This is a genomic window from Streptomyces pseudovenezuelae (genome assembly GCF_029892565.1).
In the GTDB taxonomy this organism is placed as follows: domain Bacteria; phylum Actinomycetota; class Actinomycetes; order Streptomycetales; family Streptomycetaceae; genus Streptomyces; species Streptomyces pseudovenezuelae_A.
The window spans coordinates 1-18776 of sequence record NZ_JARXVH010000039.1; the positions used below are offsets into that span (position 1 = coordinate 1).

Annotated in this window: 14 protein-coding genes and 4 pseudogenes; 9 read left to right on the forward strand and 9 right to left on the reverse strand. The window is 68.9% G+C overall.

All coding sequences use genetic code 11. The features are described 5' to 3' along the window. Nucleotides 1–93: 93 nt before the first annotated feature. The 6 genes and pseudogenes from M2283_RS49645 to M2283_RS49670 all read left to right on the forward strand — a co-directional run. A pseudogene (locus M2283_RS49645) lies at nucleotides 94–351 on the forward strand (IS630 family transposase); the annotation flags it as partial. Between the two features lie 44 nt (nucleotides 352–395). Further along, on the forward strand, nucleotides 396–1283 hold the full coding sequence (locus M2283_RS49650) for an aminoglycoside phosphotransferase family protein (protein WP_280883238.1): 888 nt from the start codon (nucleotides 396–398) through the stop codon (nucleotides 1281–1283). A gap of 384 nt (nucleotides 1284–1667) precedes the next feature. After that, a pseudogene (locus tag M2283_RS49655) lies at nucleotides 1668–2216 on the forward strand (RNA-guided endonuclease TnpB family protein); the annotation flags it as partial. 394 nt (nucleotides 2217–2610) lie between these two features. After that, nucleotides 2611–3747 (forward strand): Fic family protein, encoded by a 1137-nt coding sequence (locus M2283_RS49660; protein WP_280883239.1) that lies wholly within the window; start codon nucleotides 2611–2613, stop codon nucleotides 3745–3747. Nucleotides 3748–3913: 166 nt separating this feature from the next. Next, complete coding sequence (locus tag M2283_RS49665) at nucleotides 3914–4363, forward strand: hypothetical protein (protein ID WP_280883240.1); 450 nt, start codon at nucleotides 3914–3916, stop codon at nucleotides 4361–4363. A gap of 124 nt (nucleotides 4364–4487) precedes the next feature. Further along, nucleotides 4488–4761 (forward strand): annotated as a pseudogene (locus M2283_RS49670) (transposase); the annotation flags it as partial. Between the two features lie 206 nt (nucleotides 4762–4967). On the opposite strand, the gene M2283_RS49675 reads toward M2283_RS49670, so the two are convergent. Further along, nucleotides 4968–9404, reverse strand: coding sequence for a CHAT domain-containing protein (locus tag M2283_RS49675; RefSeq protein WP_280883241.1), 4437 nt, complete (start codon nucleotides 9402–9404; stop codon nucleotides 4968–4970). A 114-nt stretch (nucleotides 9405–9518) separates the two neighbouring features. On the opposite strand from M2283_RS49675, the gene M2283_RS49680 reads away from it, so the two are divergent. Both M2283_RS49680 and M2283_RS49685 read left to right on the forward strand, forming a co-directional pair. After that, entirely contained in the window at nucleotides 9519–10034 is a 516-nt protein-coding gene (locus M2283_RS49680) for a hypothetical protein (protein WP_280883242.1), read from the forward strand. Next, nucleotides 10031–10207 carry a hypothetical protein gene (locus tag M2283_RS49685; RefSeq protein WP_280883243.1) on the forward strand — a complete coding sequence of 59 codons (177 nt, stop codon included), beginning with the start codon at nucleotides 10031–10033 and terminating at the stop codon, nucleotides 10205–10207. The genes M2283_RS49680 and M2283_RS49685 overlap by 4 nt, the downstream gene beginning before the upstream one ends. Before the next feature lie 389 nt (nucleotides 10208–10596). On the opposite strand, the gene M2283_RS49690 is transcribed toward M2283_RS49685, so the two are convergent. Continuing rightward, the gene (locus M2283_RS49690) at nucleotides 10597–11415 is read right to left on the reverse strand and encodes a hypothetical protein (RefSeq protein ID WP_280883244.1); all 819 of its coding nucleotides are present in this window, start codon (nucleotides 11413–11415) and stop codon (nucleotides 10597–10599) included. 97 nt (nucleotides 11416–11512) lie between these two features. Here M2283_RS49690 and M2283_RS49695 point away from each other — a divergent pair, with 97 nt between their 5' ends. Continuing rightward, nucleotides 11513–11713 carry a Gfo/Idh/MocA family oxidoreductase gene (locus tag M2283_RS49695; protein WP_280883266.1) on the forward strand — a complete coding sequence of 67 codons (201 nt, stop codon included), beginning with the start codon at nucleotides 11513–11515 and terminating at the stop codon, nucleotides 11711–11713. Nucleotides 11714–11789: 76 nt separating this feature from the next. On the opposite strand, the pseudogene M2283_RS49700 reads toward M2283_RS49695, so the two are convergent. The 7 genes and pseudogenes from M2283_RS49700 to M2283_RS49730 form a co-directional block, all read right to left on the reverse strand. Next, a pseudogene (locus tag M2283_RS49700) lies at nucleotides 11790–11939 on the reverse strand (flavin reductase family protein); the annotation flags it as partial. A gap of 367 nt (nucleotides 11940–12306) precedes the next feature. Next, on the reverse strand, nucleotides 12307–13434 hold the full coding sequence (locus tag M2283_RS49705) for an NtaA/DmoA family FMN-dependent monooxygenase (RefSeq protein ID WP_280883245.1): 1128 nt from the start codon (nucleotides 13432–13434) through the stop codon (nucleotides 12307–12309). Between the two features lie 51 nt (nucleotides 13435–13485). Next, on the reverse strand, nucleotides 13486–14205 hold the full coding sequence (locus tag M2283_RS49710) for a nitroreductase (protein ID WP_280883246.1): 720 nt from the start codon (nucleotides 14203–14205) through the stop codon (nucleotides 13486–13488). A 374-nt stretch (nucleotides 14206–14579) separates the two neighbouring features. Then, a complete protein-coding gene (locus M2283_RS49715; protein ID WP_280883247.1) occupies nucleotides 14580–15317 on the reverse strand; it encodes an NADPH-dependent F420 reductase in 738 nt (245 codons plus the stop codon). A gap of 105 nt (nucleotides 15318–15422) precedes the next feature. Next, entirely contained in the window at nucleotides 15423–16016 is a 594-nt protein-coding gene (locus tag M2283_RS49720; protein ID WP_280883248.1) for a TetR/AcrR family transcriptional regulator, read from the reverse strand. 287 nt (nucleotides 16017–16303) lie between these two features. After that, nucleotides 16304–17143: a helix-turn-helix transcriptional regulator gene (locus M2283_RS49725; RefSeq protein WP_280883249.1), complete on the reverse strand. Its 840-nt coding sequence runs from the start codon at nucleotides 17141–17143 to the stop codon at nucleotides 16304–16306. 511 nt (nucleotides 17144–17654) lie between these two features. Beyond that, nucleotides 17655–18404, reverse strand: a complete 750-nt coding sequence (locus M2283_RS49730) for an SDR family oxidoreductase (RefSeq protein ID WP_280883250.1) — start codon at nucleotides 18402–18404, stop codon at nucleotides 17655–17657. Nucleotides 18405–18776 lie beyond the last annotated feature (372 nt).

Here is an 18776-nt window from a genome sequence, read left to right on the forward strand (position 1 = left end):
GAGGCCATCACAGCGGTCACTGCCGCGAAGCTGCACACCGCCACCTGAGGCACGCCGGCCTGGCCGCGGCGCACAGCCAGGCCGGCAACAGGTCTGTGCTTCACCCCGACCTACGCCTCGTGGGCGAACCCGATCGAAGCGCACTTCGGACCGCTGAGGCAGTTCACCATCGCCAACTCCAACTACCCCAACCACACCGTGCAGACCCAGGCCCTGCACGCCTACCTGCGCTGGCGCAACGCCAACGCCCGCCACCGCGACGTCCTGGCCGCCGAACGCAAGGAACGCGCCCGCATCCGCAACGAGAAAGGCATTCGCTGGGGCGGGCGCCCCCTCAAAACAGCAGCCTGAACCAATCCGGCGAACCAATACGATCACGGCTCTAGGGTGGCGGCATGAGCCTCGACATTCCTGACCAGGTCCGCAAGACGGTCATAGCCGACGGGAACGAATCCTGGCTGGACGAGCTGCCAGGCGTGGTCGACTCGCTGGCCCAGAAGTGGTCTCTGATGATCGGGTCCAGCTTCGTGGGCGGTCACGCCGCCCTGGTCGTCGAGGCGACACTTGTTGACGGAACTCCGGCGGTCCTCAAGATCGGTGTGCCAGGTCGGGACATCGGGCAGGAGGCCATGGTGTTGCGCCTGGCGAACGGAGGGGGATGCGCCAAGCTGTTGGGCGAAGACGTGGGTCGACAAGCCCTTCTGCTGGAGCGCCTCGGGGCTCCGATGTACGACATCGTCGCCGACCCTGCAAACCGCCACAACTTGCTGTGCGAAGTGGCGGTTCGCCTGTGGCGTCCGATCGGTCCCGACATTGACCTTCCAACCGGCGCGAAGTTGGCTGAGCAGTACGCCGATCGGCTGCCAAAACTATGGGAGCAGGCGGGGCGACCGTGTTCGCCGGCCACGGTGGCGGATGCGCTGAATTGCATGAATCGTCGTCGCCTTGCCCACGACGATCGGTCCGCGGTTCTGGTCCACGGTGATATCCACGAGATGAACGCCCTGCAGGCGAGTGACGGCAGCTACAAGCTCATCGATCCAGTCGGGCTGCGGGCCGAACCGGCGTGCGATCTCGGCACAATCGTGCGTTGCAACCCAGACCTCGGCGATGACCTCTGGGCGCGGACTGAGCAACTGGCTTCTCGCACGGGCGTGGATGCCACCGCCATCTGGGAATGGGGCACTATCCACCGAGTCGTCAGCGGCGTCTACGCCTGCAGTATTGGCTTTCAGCCCTTTGGCGATCTGCTGCTGGCCGAAGCGGACCGCCTCACGGCGTAGTCGCCTGTCGGGGGGCTAGCCCGCTCGCCCCGCCGGCCTCTGGGCGTGGACCAAACGGTGCGCACGACCGGCATGGAAGCAGGCGTCGTAGGCCAGGCCGCCATCAACCCGGCGAACCTATGCGGTCACAGCACTAGCCGGACTTCATCTCCGCCCAGTTGATCGCAACCGCCGTCGTCCCCTAGCGCGTGTCTCTTTGATCGGTTGGTCAGTTGATCGGATGTGTCCGTCCGATTAGTGATCACTGAGCCCTTTCAGCCCGCCCACCAATCGAGTGACACAAGGACCGGCGCTGGGCAGTCCGTCCACCGCGGCCGCGCTGGCTGGACGCCCGTCAACCGTAACCCTCACGTCACCCCTCCGAGTCGCTGCTGAAGAGGCTCACTGGACCGGCATCGCAAGCAGCAACTCGACCTGCGCAAGAAGTTGCAGGCAAAGGGCACCAAGTCCGCAAAACGACGGCTGAAGAACCGGCGCCGCAAAGAACAACGGCACGCCGCCAACCAGAACCACATCATCGCGAAGAAGATCGTGACCGAGGCTGAACGCACCTCGTACGGGATCGCCCTGGAAGATCTGGGCGGAATCCGGCAGAGGGTACGGCTCCGTAAGCCCTGGGGGCACCTCCCGGCCGAAGGCTGGGGGAGGGTCACGCTCCATTCCTGGGCCTTCCACCAGCTCGGGTCTTTCGTTGAGTACAAGGCACGCAGGGCCGGTGTCCCGCTGGTGCACGTCGATCCGGCGTACACCAGCCAGGAATGTGCCGAGTGTCATCACATCGAGAAGAAGAACCGGGTCGACCAGGGCCTCTTCATCTGCCGGAGGTGCGGGGTCGTTGCCCACGCCGACCGGAATGCTTCCCACAACATCGCCGCACGCGGCGAGGCTGTGTGGATTGCGGGGCGTCAGTCACGCGCCCCAGCACTTTCCTAGGTGTCTGGACGGAGGAGGCCAGACCACAGCCAGTGGTGCCCTACCTCCAAGCCCGGTCGTTTACGGCCAGGTCAAGTTGACGCTCGAACAGCTCCACTACACGATGAGCGAATGGGCCGCTCGCCGGCGGAACGCCCCCAGTCCCGCGCCCGCACGGCCTCATCCCACCAGCCAGTGGCCGACCAGCGCGCCCCTCGGCAGATCGTCCGCCCATGTCGCGTAGGAGGACAGCCGTGCCCTGGGCGGACCCTCAACCCTCCGCTCTGCGCGGCAGGCCTGCGCCAAGCCCATGGTCGGGGACACGCGCAGCCACAGCCTCGCAGGGCTCTTCCGACCCCCAACGCCCCGAAGACCACGAATTGACGCTATGATTGCGTCATTCTATCATTGGTGCATGCTCTTCCCGACTCCAGGCCTCACCGCAACCGACCGCCGCGTCCTCGACGACATCGAGAGCATGCGCACCGCCCTGCGCCATCAGGTGCACGACTCCCCCACGAAATGGACGTCCGGGCTGCGGAAATTCCTCACCGCAGATGCCGTGGCCGCCTCCAACTCCATCGAGGGCTTCAAAGTCGCCACCGTCGACGTCGAGGACCTCATGGAGGGCGAGAGCGAGGTCGAGGTCTCCGAGGAGAACCGGGAGGAAACCCTCGCCTACCAGCGGATGATGACCTACATCCAGACCCTGCACGACGTCGAGGACTTCGCCTACGGCAAGGGACTGCTCAACAGCCTGCACTGGATGCTGCAGGGCCACCGGCACCAGTCCCGACGGCCTGCCGGCCAATGGCGCAAAGGCCCCGTCTACGTCACCGACGCCCGCGATCCCAGCATCGCCGCCTACACCGCCCCCGACCACACACTGCTCCCCGACCTGACACAGGAACTCACCGACTGGCTCAATACGGATGACGGCAACCACCCCCTGGTCCGGGCCGCTATGGCCCACCTGCACCTCGTCTCCATCCACCCCTGGGCCGACGGCAACGGCCGCATGTCCCGATCCCTGCAAACCCTCATGATCGCCAGGGAAGGCGTCCTGGCTCCCGAGTTCTCCTCGATCGAAAGCTGGCTGGGACGTCCCGGCAACACCTGGGAGTACTACCGCGAACTCAACGACCGCGGCACCCACTACCAGCCCGACCAGGACGTCTCCAGCTGGATCCGCTTCAACCTGACCGCTTACCACCAGCAGGCCCAGACCGTCCAGGGCCGCCTCAACCGCTCCGGCCGCACCTGGAACACCCTCGCCGACTTCACCGACACCGCCCACCTCGACGAACGCACCATCACCGCCCTCCACGACGTCGCCATGGCAGGACGCGTCCGCCGCGCCCGCTACCAGCACACCGAATCGCTCAGCCTCCAACAGGCCCAACGCGACCTGCGTGACCTCACCGCCGCCGGCATCCTCCAACCCGTCGGCCGCACCCGCGCCCGCTACTACACCGCCGGCCCCCGATACCCCCACACAGCCCTCGACATCGCTCACACCCCCATGACCCTCACCAACCCCTACCAAACATGACCAAACAAATAAAACCCACGGAAGGAACGCCACCCAACAGCCCCATCCCCCGCCCGCACACCCCGTACCAGCCACACCGGCACCGAACAGCGACACCGCGACCCTCCGATCCACCGGAAGCACAAGCCATACACACACCTCCACAGCACCAGCGAGCACGAAACGCGTGATCGCCGACGCGGCCCCTCACGACACCGCCATCACGGGCGAAGAGCACCGCAAGCCGCGCTCGTTCACCGAAACCGACCCCGCCACCATGAACAGCGAACACCTCGCCACGAAACTGACCGACCACACCCGCCTGCGGCCGCACCAGCAGCAGCCCGTGGGTCGGCCACGCTCGCGGCAGCGTGCCGCGCCCGGTACGGTGCGGCTGCGCTGGCACCCCGTGTCTCCACGGGCCTTATTCGTGCTGACCGGGGCTTCCCGGTACGTCCTGGGCAACCGGATCGGCAACCTCCAGGCCATTGGGGCGGAACGCCCCCTCGTCGGCACGCCGGCCCGGCACGTACCGATGGGCGCAGCAGTCCTGCAGGACCTCGTAGAGCAGCGCCCTACCGATGACGTCTGGGCGTCTCTTGCCGGCGGCAAGTCACGTCCGTGGAGCCAGCTGTGACGCACGCCCGCGGACGCGGGCAGCACAGCTCGCCGCGCCAGAGATGCCCGAGCAGGGCGGGACCTCCCCGCGGGTACGGGAAGCACAACGTGTCGTTCCCGTCGAGGAACGCCTGAAGGGGACCATCCCCGCGGGTGCGGGAGCACTCGTTCGGCACCGGCGTCCTCGGGCCGCGTTGGGGCTGTTCGTGGAGGATGACTTCGAGTCGGTGCCGCGGCGGGATCAGCGTCAGTGGGGCGAGTGTTATCTGCGGGGCCTGATGCTGGACGACCGCCGCAAGTCGATCCAGCCGATGGCCGAGCGACTGCCGGACGGCAACATGCAGGCCCTGCAGCAGTTCGTGAACCAATCGCCGTGGGATCCGCTGCCGGTTCGGCGGCGGATCGCCGAGCGGTTGTGCGAGGTGGTCCGCCCTTTCGGCAGTCGGCTGCAACACACCCTTTGGGTGCACGACGGCGCCAGCCATCGGTTCTGCCTCCCTCCCTTCTCCCGTATCAGCAGGACCCGAGTCCCGCTCACATGGCCAAGGTCGCTTCGCCCGCGCCCCGTCTGCGGGTAGCCTCAACCGCTCCAGTTCCGCGATGGTGACGGCTCACCGTCACGGTCAGCGGGTGATCACCTCCACCACCCGGTACAGCGGACGACCGGCCAACTCCTCGGCGAGGTCGGTGGCTTGCTGCTTGTCGACGCCGTAGATCTCCACCGTTCCGTCGGTCAGGGACTGGTTCACCGAGGGTGCCGACACCACTCGGTTCCCTGCCGTGATCGCCAGCTGGTTCTGCGGTGGTGTGAATGTGGCGAGCCGGGCGGTCAGTTGGGCGAACTTCTTGCCTCCGGCGGCGCTGAAGGACACAAGGACGCTCCAGCCTCGGGAGGCGGCGTAGGAAGATTCGGCTTTCGTCACATCGTCGCCCGTGAGAGCCGCGGCGCCCAGCAGATACGTGATCGGGTCCCGGGCATCGCACAGGACCAGAGGCTCGGAGGGGACGGCCTCCTCGGCCGGGGCGGTGTCCGTGGGGCACTCGGTTGCCTGGAACCGCCGTTGCAGCGCCACGGCGGCCGGGTCGCCTCCCGCCTGCGGCGAGGCCGTGCTCTGGACACCGAGCTGAGGCTGGGTACCCGGTGTGGCGGTTCGCAGTTCGAGTACCGGCCGGATCTCCGCGCCGGACTCCCCCTCGGCGAGCGCCACGAGGCGTTCGCGGTACCTGACAGGCGCGGTGACGGTGATCGTGTCGTCCCCGCCGGTGAACTGGGCTCCCTTGACGCCGGACTCGGCCGCGCGGTCGCGAAGCCGGGTCATCGCCCGGTCGACATCGGCGGGACGTGTGTCGTCGGTCGGTGCGAAGGTCACGGTCACGGTGGTCGGATCCGCGAGTTCGGCCGGTGACTCGGGTGCATACGGTGCCCCGAGAAGTGCCGGCACGCCGACGATGAGCAGTCCGACCAGGAGGGCGACAGGCCAGTCGTACCTGTCCATCGCGCTGTCGTCCTGTCGTCGGTCCGCTCCGTCGATACGGGTCTGGTGGCGTTCCCAGTCACCCGGCGTGATTCCCAGCAACGTGTCGGGGTCCGGTTCGCCGCCCAGCGGCTTCAGACACGTGCGGTCGGCCCATTGCTCGCCACGCGGGCCGCACGCCTGCACCCACCGGGCCACGGCGGACTCGTCGTCGAGCAGGCCCGCGGTGATCACATGGAGGGGGGCTGTTCGGTGGGCCCCCTCGGCCAGTCGCGAGCCGCGGCGCAGGGCGCGGGCCAGCGATGCGGTCATCAGGTGCGGCCGTTGTCCCGGGGAGGCGCTGAGCAATACCCGGTCGCTTCTCCCCTCGGGGGGCTCGTCGTGCGCGTCCGCTGGCGGACGGCCGGGCAGTGGTTGCCAGTTCGCGGGGTCCGAGGTGAACGCGGCGACGGCGAAGTCCATCGTGCCGATCGGCCGTCCGGCGGATGTGTCCGTCGCCGCGTCCAGCACGGCCCGTACCGACGGGGCAAGCGTCAGCGACAACTGTCCCTGCGAGATGACGTGTTCGTTGGAGAGCCCGACTCCGTCCCAGAACGCCGTGGCCTCCGGGCTGGATCCCGGCCGGCGGGCGGGGGCGGCCGTGGACCAGGTGATGAGCCCGGTGGTCGTGGCGGCATCGAGGTCGGAGAGGGGTACGTCCCGAATGCGTTCGAGGGCCGCCTCACGGAGTACGGACAGGGGTGCGCGACCGTGCGGAATCGACGCGATGAGCCAGCGGACGTCCGAGCCGGCGACGTCGTCCGGTACGGGTGCCGCGCCGCCGACCACTGTGTGCGCTCCGCCGAGGAAGCAGGCGAGCGGGAACCCGAACGGCTCCTTGCCCGTGTCGACGATCATCCCGCTGACCCAGCAGGAACCCAGCACGACCGTCGACGGCCAGGCCAGCATCGCCGCGCTCGCGGCCGAGAGGGTCGACCCGTCGGCGAGCCACAGCGACCGGTCCGCGGCCTCGCCGGGGGATCCGTGTGCCGAGATGATCGCCAGATCCGCTGCGGGCTGCGCGTGCAGGGCGGCTTCCAGCTGCGCACGGTCCGCCGTGCGCCGTACGGTCGCCGACGCGGCGATCTGCTCCAGTGCCACGGCCTCCGCCGCCGTGCTCTCGGGTGGGAGTCCGATGCCGATGTGGCTGACCAGCGTCGGAGTGAGCGCAGTGCGCGGGCCCGTATGCCTGGCAGCGGTCGGCCGGAGCATCGAGAGCGCCGGGGTGAGCGTGATCAGCGCGTACTCCAGCAGGGGCCGCTGATCGCGGACGGGCAGGGCTGCGAAGGGCAGTGCGGACAGCGGTCCGTCGGGTACGACGACCACCTCGTGCGCGGTTCCCGCGTCCTCGGGGCAGAGCAGGTCCCACCACTCGGCAGGGACCAGCGCCTGGCTCAACTGCGCCCAGACCGGGTCGTCCAGCGGCGTGTAGTACAGCACCGTCGTCTGCGCCTCGTCCGCCGCCGCCAGCGCGTCCAGGGCACCCGCCGGGGTGAAGGTGTCCGAGATCTCTTCGCCCGCCACGGTGTCCAGCCGGGTCCGGTGGAGCCGGGTTCCGTGTGCCGCGGAGACGATCGCGCTCAGCACGGACCAACCGCGCGCATCACGTCGGCAGTGGTAGAGCAGAGCGACTCGGTCGCCGAGCCGGTCAAGCAGGGCCTGGACGTCGGTGGTTGCGGAGATCGCGGATTCGTCCGGGGCCGCGTCGGCACGGTCCGAGCCGAGGTGCGCGCCGTCGGAGGCCGTGGCGGCGGGCCCCCGGGTCCCACCGGCGGTGCCGTCGACCCTGTCGACCGGTGCCTGGGCCGACGGCGGGGGGAGGGTGTCGTCGCCCCGGCGGGCGGCGGCGAGGCGGTCGAGGAGATGGCCGCGGGCGCCGACCGCGCCGAGGCGTTCCTGGACGGCGGCGAACTCCTCGGCCGTACGTGCCCGTGCGGTCGCCTCCAGACGGACCAGATGTTGAAGTCGGGTGTCCCCCACCGGGAACCACGGACCGCCCTCCGCGCCGATCAGTGCTTCGGTCAACGTGCGGTGCAGGGACTCCAGCAGCCACAGGCCCAGTTCGGCGGCCTTGCCGGGGTGAGCGCGCGGCCCCCTCGACACCAAGGCGAACACCCTTGCGTAGAGCTCCTGTTGTGCGGTCAGCCAGGCCCCGCGATGCTCCTCGCCGCGCAGGGCGCCGCGGTCGGACTCCAGCATCTGCAGACCCACCCGGATCATGTCGAGGGCCTGCTCCTCCTGGTCCGGATCGTCGTAGCCAGCCTCGACGGCGTTGAGGAAACCGAGCACGACACACCGGGCCGCCCGGGTCCGCTCCACGGTCGCCTCGAACGCGCTCAGCGCATCGATGTACGCGCCGGTCGCCGCGCCGTGGTGCCCTCTGGACTCATGGATCTCGGCGGCCAGCATCAGTGCCAGTCCCGTGGCCGTCCGACCCTGTTGGTAGGCGCGGATCTGGACGTCCGGGTCGCCGCCACGGGCGAACGGCGCGACGCGGTCCGGCAGTCGGCACACCCGGTAGGCCAGGGCCAGCGCCCGGTCCGGGTCGCTCACGGCGAGGGCGCGTGCCTCGACGACGAGATCAAGAAAGACCGCCCCGAACTCCTGCCGCCACACCAGGGCCGTACGCCGTCCCGCCCCGTCCGGAGCGACCGGGTCGGCCGCCACTTCCAGGGCCACTTCGGCGATCAGCCCGCGTAGCGCCGCAGGCACGCGTCCCGCGCCGGCGGCCGCGTGCCGCAGCGTGGCCAATGACCGCTCGGACTCGCCCACCGCACGCAGCAGCGCAGCCTCCGCCGCGAGCGCGGCGGGCTGTCGGGCGGCCTCCGGAGAGCCACCCATCGCGCGCAACAGCCGCTCGGCGTACGGCAGATTGTTCTGCGCGACCATGTAGTCGATTCCGAGGGCCCAGCAGAACGCTTCCGAGGCGGCGTCGCCCCGGTCTTTGAACACCGCCGCGGATTCCTGCGCCTGGGTCTCGGCGAGGTTGGTCGAGAAGAGCCTGACCTCCGGGTATGCGGTGATGACATTCCGCAGCGCGATGTAGGGGCGCAGCCCGAGCAGTGCGCGAGAAGAGGGACCGAACCCTGCGGCGGTTCTCCGGCGCCGCCAGGAAAGGGTGCCACGCCATCGGGCCCGTCGCACGAACAGCGCCAGCAGGACGGCGACGACGACCGGGCCGTAGCGCAGGACCGCCCCTCCGGGCCCGTCATGGACCGCCCAGGCCCCGGCGACCAGTGTCATTGCCCCGAGGAAGACCTTCTGCAGGGCCAGCGGGATCGGTGACTCCGCGTCCAGACGCGTACCCAGCCGCAGCAGTGTCATCAGTACCACGGCGGCGACGAGCACCGACGCGCTTCCGTACGGCAACAGGTCCGTCAACCACCCGAGAGGAGCGTCCTGCCACCGAACCCCGCCTGCCCCCGCGTCCTGAGTGACCGCGAGCCAGCCGAGGCCCACCACCACGAACACCGCGACCGGAACAGCGTCCGCCGCCGTGTACCGCAGCGCGAGGATCACACGGTAGGTGATGGGTCTCGAGAACATGCCGCTCCCCCGTTGAGGCATCCCTCTCATCCCCCTCAACTCCGTGTATTCCACGGTGAATCAGGGCGAGACACCTTATGGTGCAGGAGCGGGACGAATCATGAGGGGGAATTGATGGAAGCCACACCGTCGGAACCACGTAGTACCGCACATCACCAGGTGGTGGACCTGGGCTCCGGACAGGAGCTCCACTTCTTCGCCGACGACCCGGACGAACTTCCGGGCGATTCCGTCACCCGCGAACTGCGCACCGCGGCGCGCATCGCCCGCGCGCAGCACACCCGAGGTGTCCTCGACACGGCCCTCGAACAACTCGCTGCCGGCATCGTGGGCGGGGCCGGCTGGGCCGGTGTGTCCGCCTCGTTCCATGCCACGGCAGGCTACCTCCACCGCCGTCGGCCGCCGGAACCCGCGACTCTCCACCAGGTCGTCACCCGCATTCGAGAGACCTGCGAGCTCGTCCTCGGCACCGTACCCACGAGGCTCGACGACGCCGACCTGCGCCGCCAGGACGACGGCACATGGACAGCCCGCTTCGCCCACCCCACCGGCACATACGAAGCTCACGTGGACCGAGACGGCACGATCGTGCACTGGGTGCACCTGCCCCACCCCAGCTCACCAGCATGACCTCCGAGGTCACCGCCCACGCGACCGACCTGTCCCCGTCGTCGTACCCGGTACCAACACCCTCGACATCGTCATCCCCTGACGTCAGCATCAGGACCGCCGCCGTCGTGCTGACCACCATCGGCTTCGACACCGAGGGTCTCGTAGAGGTGGGTGGAGTATTCCTCCAGTGACTCGTGGCACGGGGAAGAGCCCGCCCAGCAGTAACTGCCGCGACCGATCGGATCGTCCGGGCCGGCTCCCTCTGCGCAGTGCGGCCAGAGTGGCACGGCCGAGGCAGGCGGGAGATTAGGCGTCATACCGCAGGGGACGGCCGGGCGGCCCGACCGGTTGCGCACAAGGACCGATGCGAGTTAGCCAGCGCGGCGCTCAGTCGCAGGTCCGGGGACGGGAACAGAGGCTCTTCCACTGCGGCCGTACCTTGGTTACTCGCAGCACTGCTGGCTGCACCCGCTCGAACCGCGCAACTGCCGGCTTCATCTCACCGAGATCGACAGTCACGCTGAGTACGTGACCACAAGAAGTGGACCAGAGCCGTTCTCGCGCACATAGCCATCCGTTCCTAGAGGTCCGCGATGTGCTCGCCGTATCCTTCCTGGTCAGCCACCATTGGACTGCGGGTGTACGTGCAGACCAGGCATTGCCCGAAGCCGACTCGACCCCAGAGGTCGAGGCCCTGCACACAGAAGGCCTGGTACTCACAGACTGGGCACAATGCGAGATCTTGGCCGTCCGGGTTGTGCCTCGGGTGATAGTCGTTGGGGTTGTCGACCGCCGCGGCTCGCCGGGCAGCTTCGTCGTCCCCGATCAGGTTGAGGAGATCAGCGGCCTGAGCTTGAGAGCGCACGTCCTCCGCCATCGCGTCTTCCCAGGCTCGGTCCTCACGGGTCTCGCTCAACTTCCGCAGGCTTGGATGGTGGTCAAGAGCCAGAAGGGCGTCGATATGGCGACGCTTCAGATCTCCGGTGCCACGGGCGTGGCGAACCCGTTGGGTGACGGCGACGCCGTCTCTGAGAGCCGGTACGTCGATCCGCGTGTCGCGTGCGACCGAGTTGTGTCGGCGGCCAGCCTGAGAGTCGGGGATGACAAGGATGCCCTCGGCATTCGGGGTCAAGTGGGACTCCATTACGCCAAGGAGTCCGCTGGCTGGCAGGGCGAAGCCGTTCGCATACGCCTCCTCACCAGGCCACTCAGAGGCCACGATCGCCGCAAGGCCGTTCGTCAGCCCCGTGTCGAAGAGCCCTTCGGCGCCCACTAGCTCAGTGGAGATGTCCGCTGCCTCCCGGTCCACGAATGGGTCGCCGTCCTCGGGCACCTCTTGCAGATCATGGGAGAGCGCCACCGCACACCTGGCAAACTGATCAGCCCGCTGACCCTGCATGCGCATCATCGTCTCGCGCGCACTGGGTGGCGGCCAGCTTTCTAGCTATCCAGTTCAGAGCGCTGACGCCTTGTCATGAAGGGCTCAGACACAGCTTCTGAGTGCCACGGGAGGCTGGGCGGCCGGGGCTCACCTGCCCGCGCTGAGCGCCGTCGACGGGATCGAGCTTCGCGCGTTGGCGGCGAGCTCCGAAGCCTCGGCCCAGGCCGCAGGAGCGGCGTATGGCGTACCCGCGTACACGTCGGTCGAGCAGCTCGCCAGCGACGAGAACGTAGACCTCGTTGTTTCTCTGAACTAACTAGCGCACTCGTCGACGGCGGCGGTGATCCGGCCGCCGAATGCGGCAAGCGGGCCAGGTCCTCACTTGTCCACCAGGAGCTCCCATCGAACTCGTCCGGGCCCGAGCGGGCGAAAGCCATGGCGTGCTTCGCCTGGTGTACGCCCAGGATGTTGAGGGCGAAGCGGCCGGTGCGGCGGATGATCGCGAGGAGTTGGGAGCGGTTGTCCAGCGACATCAGCACCATCGGGGGGTTCAGAAATGGGAGGCGAAGGTGCTGACCGTGGTGCCGTGAGGGCGATCGCCATCCTGACGGTGACCACGGCGGCCATGGCGTCGCGGAACACCTGCGGGGGCGCGGTGTCGGACGGTCGGACGGTGGTGGGTTGCGTGGTGGCGGTCACCGACCGGGCCGGCTTCGTGAGGCGCGGGTCGAGGCCGTACTGCTCGTGTGCGCCGAGGTTCTCGCGCAGGGTGGGGCCTTCGTAGTCGTCGTAGAACAGGCCGCGGTCCTGCAGGATCGGGACGACCTGGTCGACGAAGGCGTCGAAGCCGTCGCGGTAGCTGTCGATGGCGATCGAGAAGCCGTCGCAGGCGCCCGCCTCGAACCACTGCTACATGTGGTCGGCCACGTCGGCGGCGGTGCCGGCGACCACCGGGTGGTAGTCGATGACGCCGTGGGCGAGCACGTCGCGCAGACTCCAGCCTTCCCGGGCCACTTCGAGGGCGCGGGCGGAGCGCGGGTCGTGCGGGCTGGGTATGGCGTCGGCGAGCTGGTCCGCGGTCAGCGGCTCGTCGAGTTGGCGGGGGCCGAGCGGGAGGCCGATCATGGCGCCGAGGTAGCGGACGCGTTGGTTCAGGTCGACGACCTCGTCCAGGAAGCGGCGCCGCTGAAGGGCGGCCTGGCGGGAGGGGGCGATTGTCGGCATGAAGCCGGCGAGCATCTTCACCTCGTCCGGGTCGCGTCCGGCGCGCTTGGCGGCATCCCGCAGAGCCTGGCGCTGGGCCCGGGCGTCCTCGATGGTGTACGGGTTGGCGTAGACGCCGCTGGCGTAACGGCTCGCGAGTTCCAGGCCGTAACTGCCGCCGCCTGCCTGGAAGATGACCGGCTGGCCCTGCTCGGACGGAGGGATGGGCAGCGGGCCGCGGGAGGCGGCGTGCTTGCCCTGGAGGTTGACCGGCTGGATCTTGTCCATGTCGGCGAACGGTTTGCCGTCGACGTCGAGCAGCCAGGCGTCCTTCTCCCAACTGCCCCACAGTGCCTGGACGATCTGGATGACCTCGTGGGCACGCTCGTACTTCTCCGCGCGCGGCGGGATCGGTGCGCCGAAGTTCGCCGCGGCGGCGGGGTCGGAGGTGGTCACCGCGTTCCATCCGGCCCGGCCGTGGCTGATCACGTCCAGGGCCTTAAACTGGCGGGCGAGGTTGTAGGGTTCGGTGAACGTGGTGGAGGCGGTGGTGACCAGGCCGATTCGCTCGGTCTCGCGCGCGAGGACGGTCAGAATCAGCAGCGGGTCGATCATGTGGTGCGGGGCATGGTGGTCGAGGTCCACGTCCAGGACCGGGGTGTCCGCGATGAACAGCAGCTGGATCTTGCCGCGCTCGGCGGCCTGCGCGTAACGCACGAACTGGTCCATGTCCGTGTAGCTCTTCAGGTTCGCACCCGGCAGCCGCCAGGCCCCGGGTGCGGCCCCGTATCCGCCGCTGAACTGCATGCCCAGGACCATCTGTCGGCTTGTCACGGTTACTTCTCCAGACCGGGCGACGGGAAACGGAGAGTGCCTCCGATTACTTCATCGACAATACGGAGGCACCATCCGTATTGTCAAAGGCTGTGCGGGCGCAGGGCGCGGGCCAGCCGAGTGGCGGCCCGCGCCCAGGTGGCCGGTTGGTTCCTGCGGGCGGAGGAAGTACGGCCTGTCGAGGACTCCTGAGGTGTCATGCAGGACCACGCTCCGCTGCAGCGGAACCCGATCCGTGCGGAGCGTGTTCACCGGTGCCGCCGGGTCGGCCATGCCGAAGGAGATGCCGAACAGCAGCTTGAGCTCCGCGGGGACACCCAGAAACTCGCGGACGGTGTCGGCGTAGACGCCGAGTACGGTCTGCGGGATGCCGGCCAGCCCCCGGGCCGACAGTGAGAGCAGGAAGTTCTGCGCGTACATGCCGATGTCGCCGGCCGTCCGTACTCCGTCGCCGAGGGCCGGCATGAACAGGAAGGCGGCATGGGGAGCGCCGTAGAACTCCAGGTTCTCGCGGACCGCCGCCCTCCTGCCGTCCCGGTCCGAGCGCTCGATGCCCCGGGCCTGGTAGACACTCGCGCCCAGGGCCCGCGACCGCTCGACGTAGATACCCTCCTCGCCGTAGCCATCGGTGAAATCCCGCGAGATCCGCCCCTCCTCTTCGGCCCGGAGCAGCTCTTGGCCCAGAGCGTCCCGCGCCGCACCCGAGACGACGTGCACCGTCCATGGCTGGGTGTTGCTGTTCGAGGGGGCCGTCTGTGCGTCTTCCAGCACACCGCGGATGTCCGAAGGGGACAGGGCGGTGGGCAGGAACCGCCGGGGGGGAGCGTCGGGAGCGTGCGATGTCGGTGAAGGGTGATGCGGTGCCGGGCAAGGCGGTTCCTCTCCGTGGCGCGCAGTCACCGCCACGGAGGCCGCGGCACAGCGCAGTACGGCAGGCCGGGTGACGAGGCAGCTGACGTAAGGGCCGGGCGCGGGACGCACCCTTCGCGGGTCGGCAGGCATGCGGATGCTCGCAGGCAGCGGCGTGCCGAGACCGCAGGTCGCAGCGGGGGGCCGTGCGCTCTTCGTGTTCGTCTTTGTGTGTTCGTGGCGCCCAGCGCTGCCGCCCTCGTGCCGTTGGGTGCACGAGAGCCGCGTCGGGTGTCTCAGCGGTGGGCAGCGCGGTTCATCTCAACGACGTCGTCGACGGTGGGGTTGGCCGGGAGTGCGGCGAAGCGTTCCGGGAGGCTGTCGCGGATGGCCGCGTCCTTGGCGCGGTCGGCGGCAGCCAGGGCCGTCGGCAGTTCGTCGAGGGTCAGCTCGGTGCAGTAGGCGGGGCTGTTGGGCTGCTGGCGCCAGGAGTCGGTCAGTGTGCCGGCGTCGTAGGGGTCGAAGCCGGTGTCGTCGACCAGGCTCATGGCCACCTTCCGCGCCTCCTCGGAGTCGCCGGCGACGGGGATGGCGAGGCGGCCGGGTGTTCCGGCCGGGACGCCCTTGGTCCGCTGGGTTTCGGCCAGCGCGGCGTTCCACGCCTTGACCACGGGGCGGCCGAGCAGCTCGGCGGTGTACACGCTCTCCACCTGGCCGTTGTCCACCGCCTCGATCGGCTCGCTGAGCATGCCGGGGTAGTAGTTCGCGGTGTCGATGACCACCGTCTCGTCGGGCACCGACGCGAACAGGTCCGCCAGCTGGCCCGCCACTCCGAACGGGATCGACAGGACGATGACGTCCCGGCCCTGGACGGCGTCTGCGAGGTCCGCCGCGCGGGCCTCCGACTCCAGCACCTCCGCCCGGACGGCCTCGGGGCCGCGGGCATCGGCCACCTGGACGTCGTGACCGGCCGTGCTGAGCTTGGCAGCGAGGTTACCGCCGATGGCGCCAGCGCCTATGACAGTAATTTTCATGATTTGTTCCTTAGAAGGTTATGTCGCCCCTGGGGGCAGCACGATGTGATGGATGGGTGGCAGTGCCGCCTGGCTTTGCAGAGGCGGAGCGGGGTGCCTGGCGATTTACGCCTGGGTGTCCTGCTGGCGGTAGCCGCTCGCGATGAGCGTGCGGAGCCGGTCGAGCGGCTCCTCCTCGGTACCGGTGCCCTTGATCCAGGCAACGGAACAGGCCGCGAGGAACAGGTCGTGCCCGCGCACCGACGCGCGCACGCGCCCCGCGAGCTGGGCGGCTCGCACGTATTGATCGGTGGCGGAGATGAGGATGTCGCAGGGAATCGTGAGCGGGTTGTCCGGCTCCTGCGCCCGGGCTGCGGCCATGAGCGGGTCGGGCAGCCCACTGAAGGCGCTGAAGTACTCCTCCATCGCCCGCAGCCACTGCTCCAGCGCCTCGGCCGGGTCACCGAGTTGCTCGATGTCCGCCTGGCGGGCCACGAGTTCCTCGGAGCGCGTCTGCAGCACAGCGGCCAGCAGTGCCTCCCGGGTGGGGAAGTGCCGGTACAGGGTGGCGGGCCCGACGCCGGCCTCCTTGGCCACCGCCTCCAGGGAGGTGCCGACCCCGTGCTCCAGGAAGTGACGCTGCGCGGTCTCCAGGAGGGCAGCGCGGTTGCGCTGGACGTCCGCGCGGGGCTTGCGTCCCCGCAGTTCACCGGCGCTCATGCACCCTCCTGCCTGCCCTGATCCTGCGTCCGCATCAAAACGGATGCTGCCTCCGTATGCATCCGAGAGTAAAACGGAGGCAGCATCCGGTCAAATCGGCGGCCCGACCACGGAGCCCGGACAGCACAGGGGCCCACCTTTCTGGCCGCAGCGCGCAGGGCAAGAGCCGTGCGGAGCTGGGTGGGCACGATGCCGCACTGCCGGTCCCGACGACTTCCGGCGTCCTGGACCGTGACCCGCTTGTTCGGCCCTCCCGCGCCGAGCCCGGCGGTCCCCGGTCCAGGACGTCAGGGGGTGAGCTGTTGGTGTCCGATGACGGAGAGCAGTTCAAGTTTGCTGTGGCTCTCCGTGCCGGGGCGAGTGGTCAGCACTACCAGAGTTTGGGCGCGGTTCTCGGTGTACAGGAGCTGGGCGTCGACGTCGATGCGGCCGAGTTCGGGATGAAAGATGGTCTTGCAGTCGTCGTAGCGTTGCGCGACCTCCTGAAGTTCCCACATGCGGACGAACTCGGGGCTGTGTTCCTGGAGTTCGGCGAGGATCCGGGCGGCTCGCGGGGTGTCGCTGCCGGCTGTCAGCGCGGCCCGCAGGCGCGCTGCCTGGGCACGGCCGTGGCGTTCGTGGCTCTCCTCGGGAACCATCAGACGCTCGGTCGGATCCATGAACCAGCGGTAGTAGCCGCTGCGGGCCAGACCTGTGTGGCGGGTCTGGTCGCCGAGCAGCGCGACGGCCACGGGGTTCATGGCGAGGGTGTCGAACAGGTCGGTCTGCACCATGGCCGGGGAGTCGTCCAGACGGTCCAGGACCCGCATCAGGGTCGGGCTGACATGTTCGGAGCGGTGGAAGCGGGCCGGGGCGTTGTGGCCGATGAGCACGAAGAGATGGTCGCGTTCGTCCAGGGTCAGCCGCAGTGCCCGGGCGAGTGCCGCGGTGATCTGGACGGAGGGCTGGGGGGCACGCTGCTGTTCCAGCCGGGCGTAGTAGTCGGTGGACATGCCGGCGAGCTGCGCGACCTCCTCGCGGCGCAGCCCCTGCGTACGCCTGCGCGACCCCTCGACTAGCCCGACGTCGCGGGGGCGCAGTGTCTCACGCCGGTAACGCAAGAATTCCGCCAGTTCCTTCTTGTCCATACCCCCATCCTCGCCGCATCCCGCCCGGCTATCCAGAGACCGCCGATCCATGGCTGAGCACCCCCTCCCATCCGCGGAAAGCCGCTCGAATGGCCGACGCCGATAGCGCTCGCAGCGAGATATCCCGATGATCACCTGACCTGCATGACCCGCCGGGAAATGCGCCGACCGTCGGCGGCGCACCGCAGGCCGACGGCAGGGAAGACGGCCCGTCACGACGGTCCCCCGTCGAGGACGCCCGACGCCTTGGACGGGCCCCGAGCCTCGCCGCTTGGCCTGGCCGACACGACGATGTTCGCCGTGTCAGACGGGCGCTCGCGTGTCTCTCGGCGCTCAGCACGGAGCCGGTCGCCTCCCGTGGGACGACCGGGGCGAAGCCGAAGACACTCCCCTACCGTTCCGCATCTTCGGTGAGGACCACCCGAGGCGGGTCCAGCTCGCGTTCGCCCCTGATGTGGCCCCCACAGGACCTGCCTGCGTGCTGTTGTTCCGCGTCGGACTTATAGGTCCGTCAGCTGCCGCTGATCATGGCGAGAACGTCGTCGTAGGAGCCGTTGGCCTGCGCGTCGCGGATGAACCCGGCGCGCTCGACGACCAGCTCCTTCGCGTCGGGCTTCTCGCGCAGCAGGTCGAGGGTCTCGCTGAGGAAGTCGTCCAACGGCATGGACTGGTCGCTGTCCTCCTGGCCCAGCAGGGTCGTGCGCACGCCCGGCGGGACCACCTCGATCACCTGGACGCCGCCGCCGGCACCGGCGAGCTGGATGCGCAGGCTCTCGGAGAAGGAGTGCAGCGCGGCCTTGGTCGCGCTGTAGGTCGGGGTGCTCGGGAACGGTACGAACGCCAGCGCGGAGGTGACGTTCATGACGACTGCGTCGTCCTTGCCCGCGAGCAGGGGCAGGAAGGCGTACGTCATCCGGATCGTGCCGAGAAAATTGGTCGCGACGTGATCCTCGGCGACCGGGAGTTCGGCCGGGTCAAGGAGATTCTCCCGCAGCATGATGCCGGCATTGTTGACCAGGACGTTCAGACCCGGGTGGCTCGCCGCCACGGTCTCACGGGCCCGGGCGATCGAGTCGCGGTCCGCGACATCGAGAACGAGCGCGTCGATGCCCGAGTGCTCGGCCGTGATCTCGTCGAGAAGTTCCTTGCGCCGGCCAGCGACGATCACCTTGTTGCCGGCCTCGTGTAGACGCAGGGCCAGACCGAGGCCGATGCCCGAGGTGCCGCCGGTGATCAGGATCGTGTTGCCGGTCATCTTCATGGGGGTCTTGCTCCTTCGGTAAGGCGGGCCGGTGAGCGCCCGCAGCCTCGACCGTAGGAGCGCCCACGCAGGGGCGGAAGAGGACGGTTTATCCATGGATCGACGGTCTCTGCCTCATGAAGAGAACGCCGGGACGTATGCCTCGGCAGTGCTCTTCCGGACAACGCCTCACCGGGGGGCCTCAGGGCAAGGGCTACGAGAGCGGCAGGGCACCCTTCCGTGTCTCGGTCGTGCGGACGTCGGCGGTCCGGGGTGCCTCGCCACGGATCACTGCGGCCCCGCTGCGCATTCAAGATTCCTCCAAGGTTCTCTCCTCACCTGTCTTGCACCGTCAAGCGTGCGGTTGATCAAGGCGGGCGCCGTTGCGGCGAA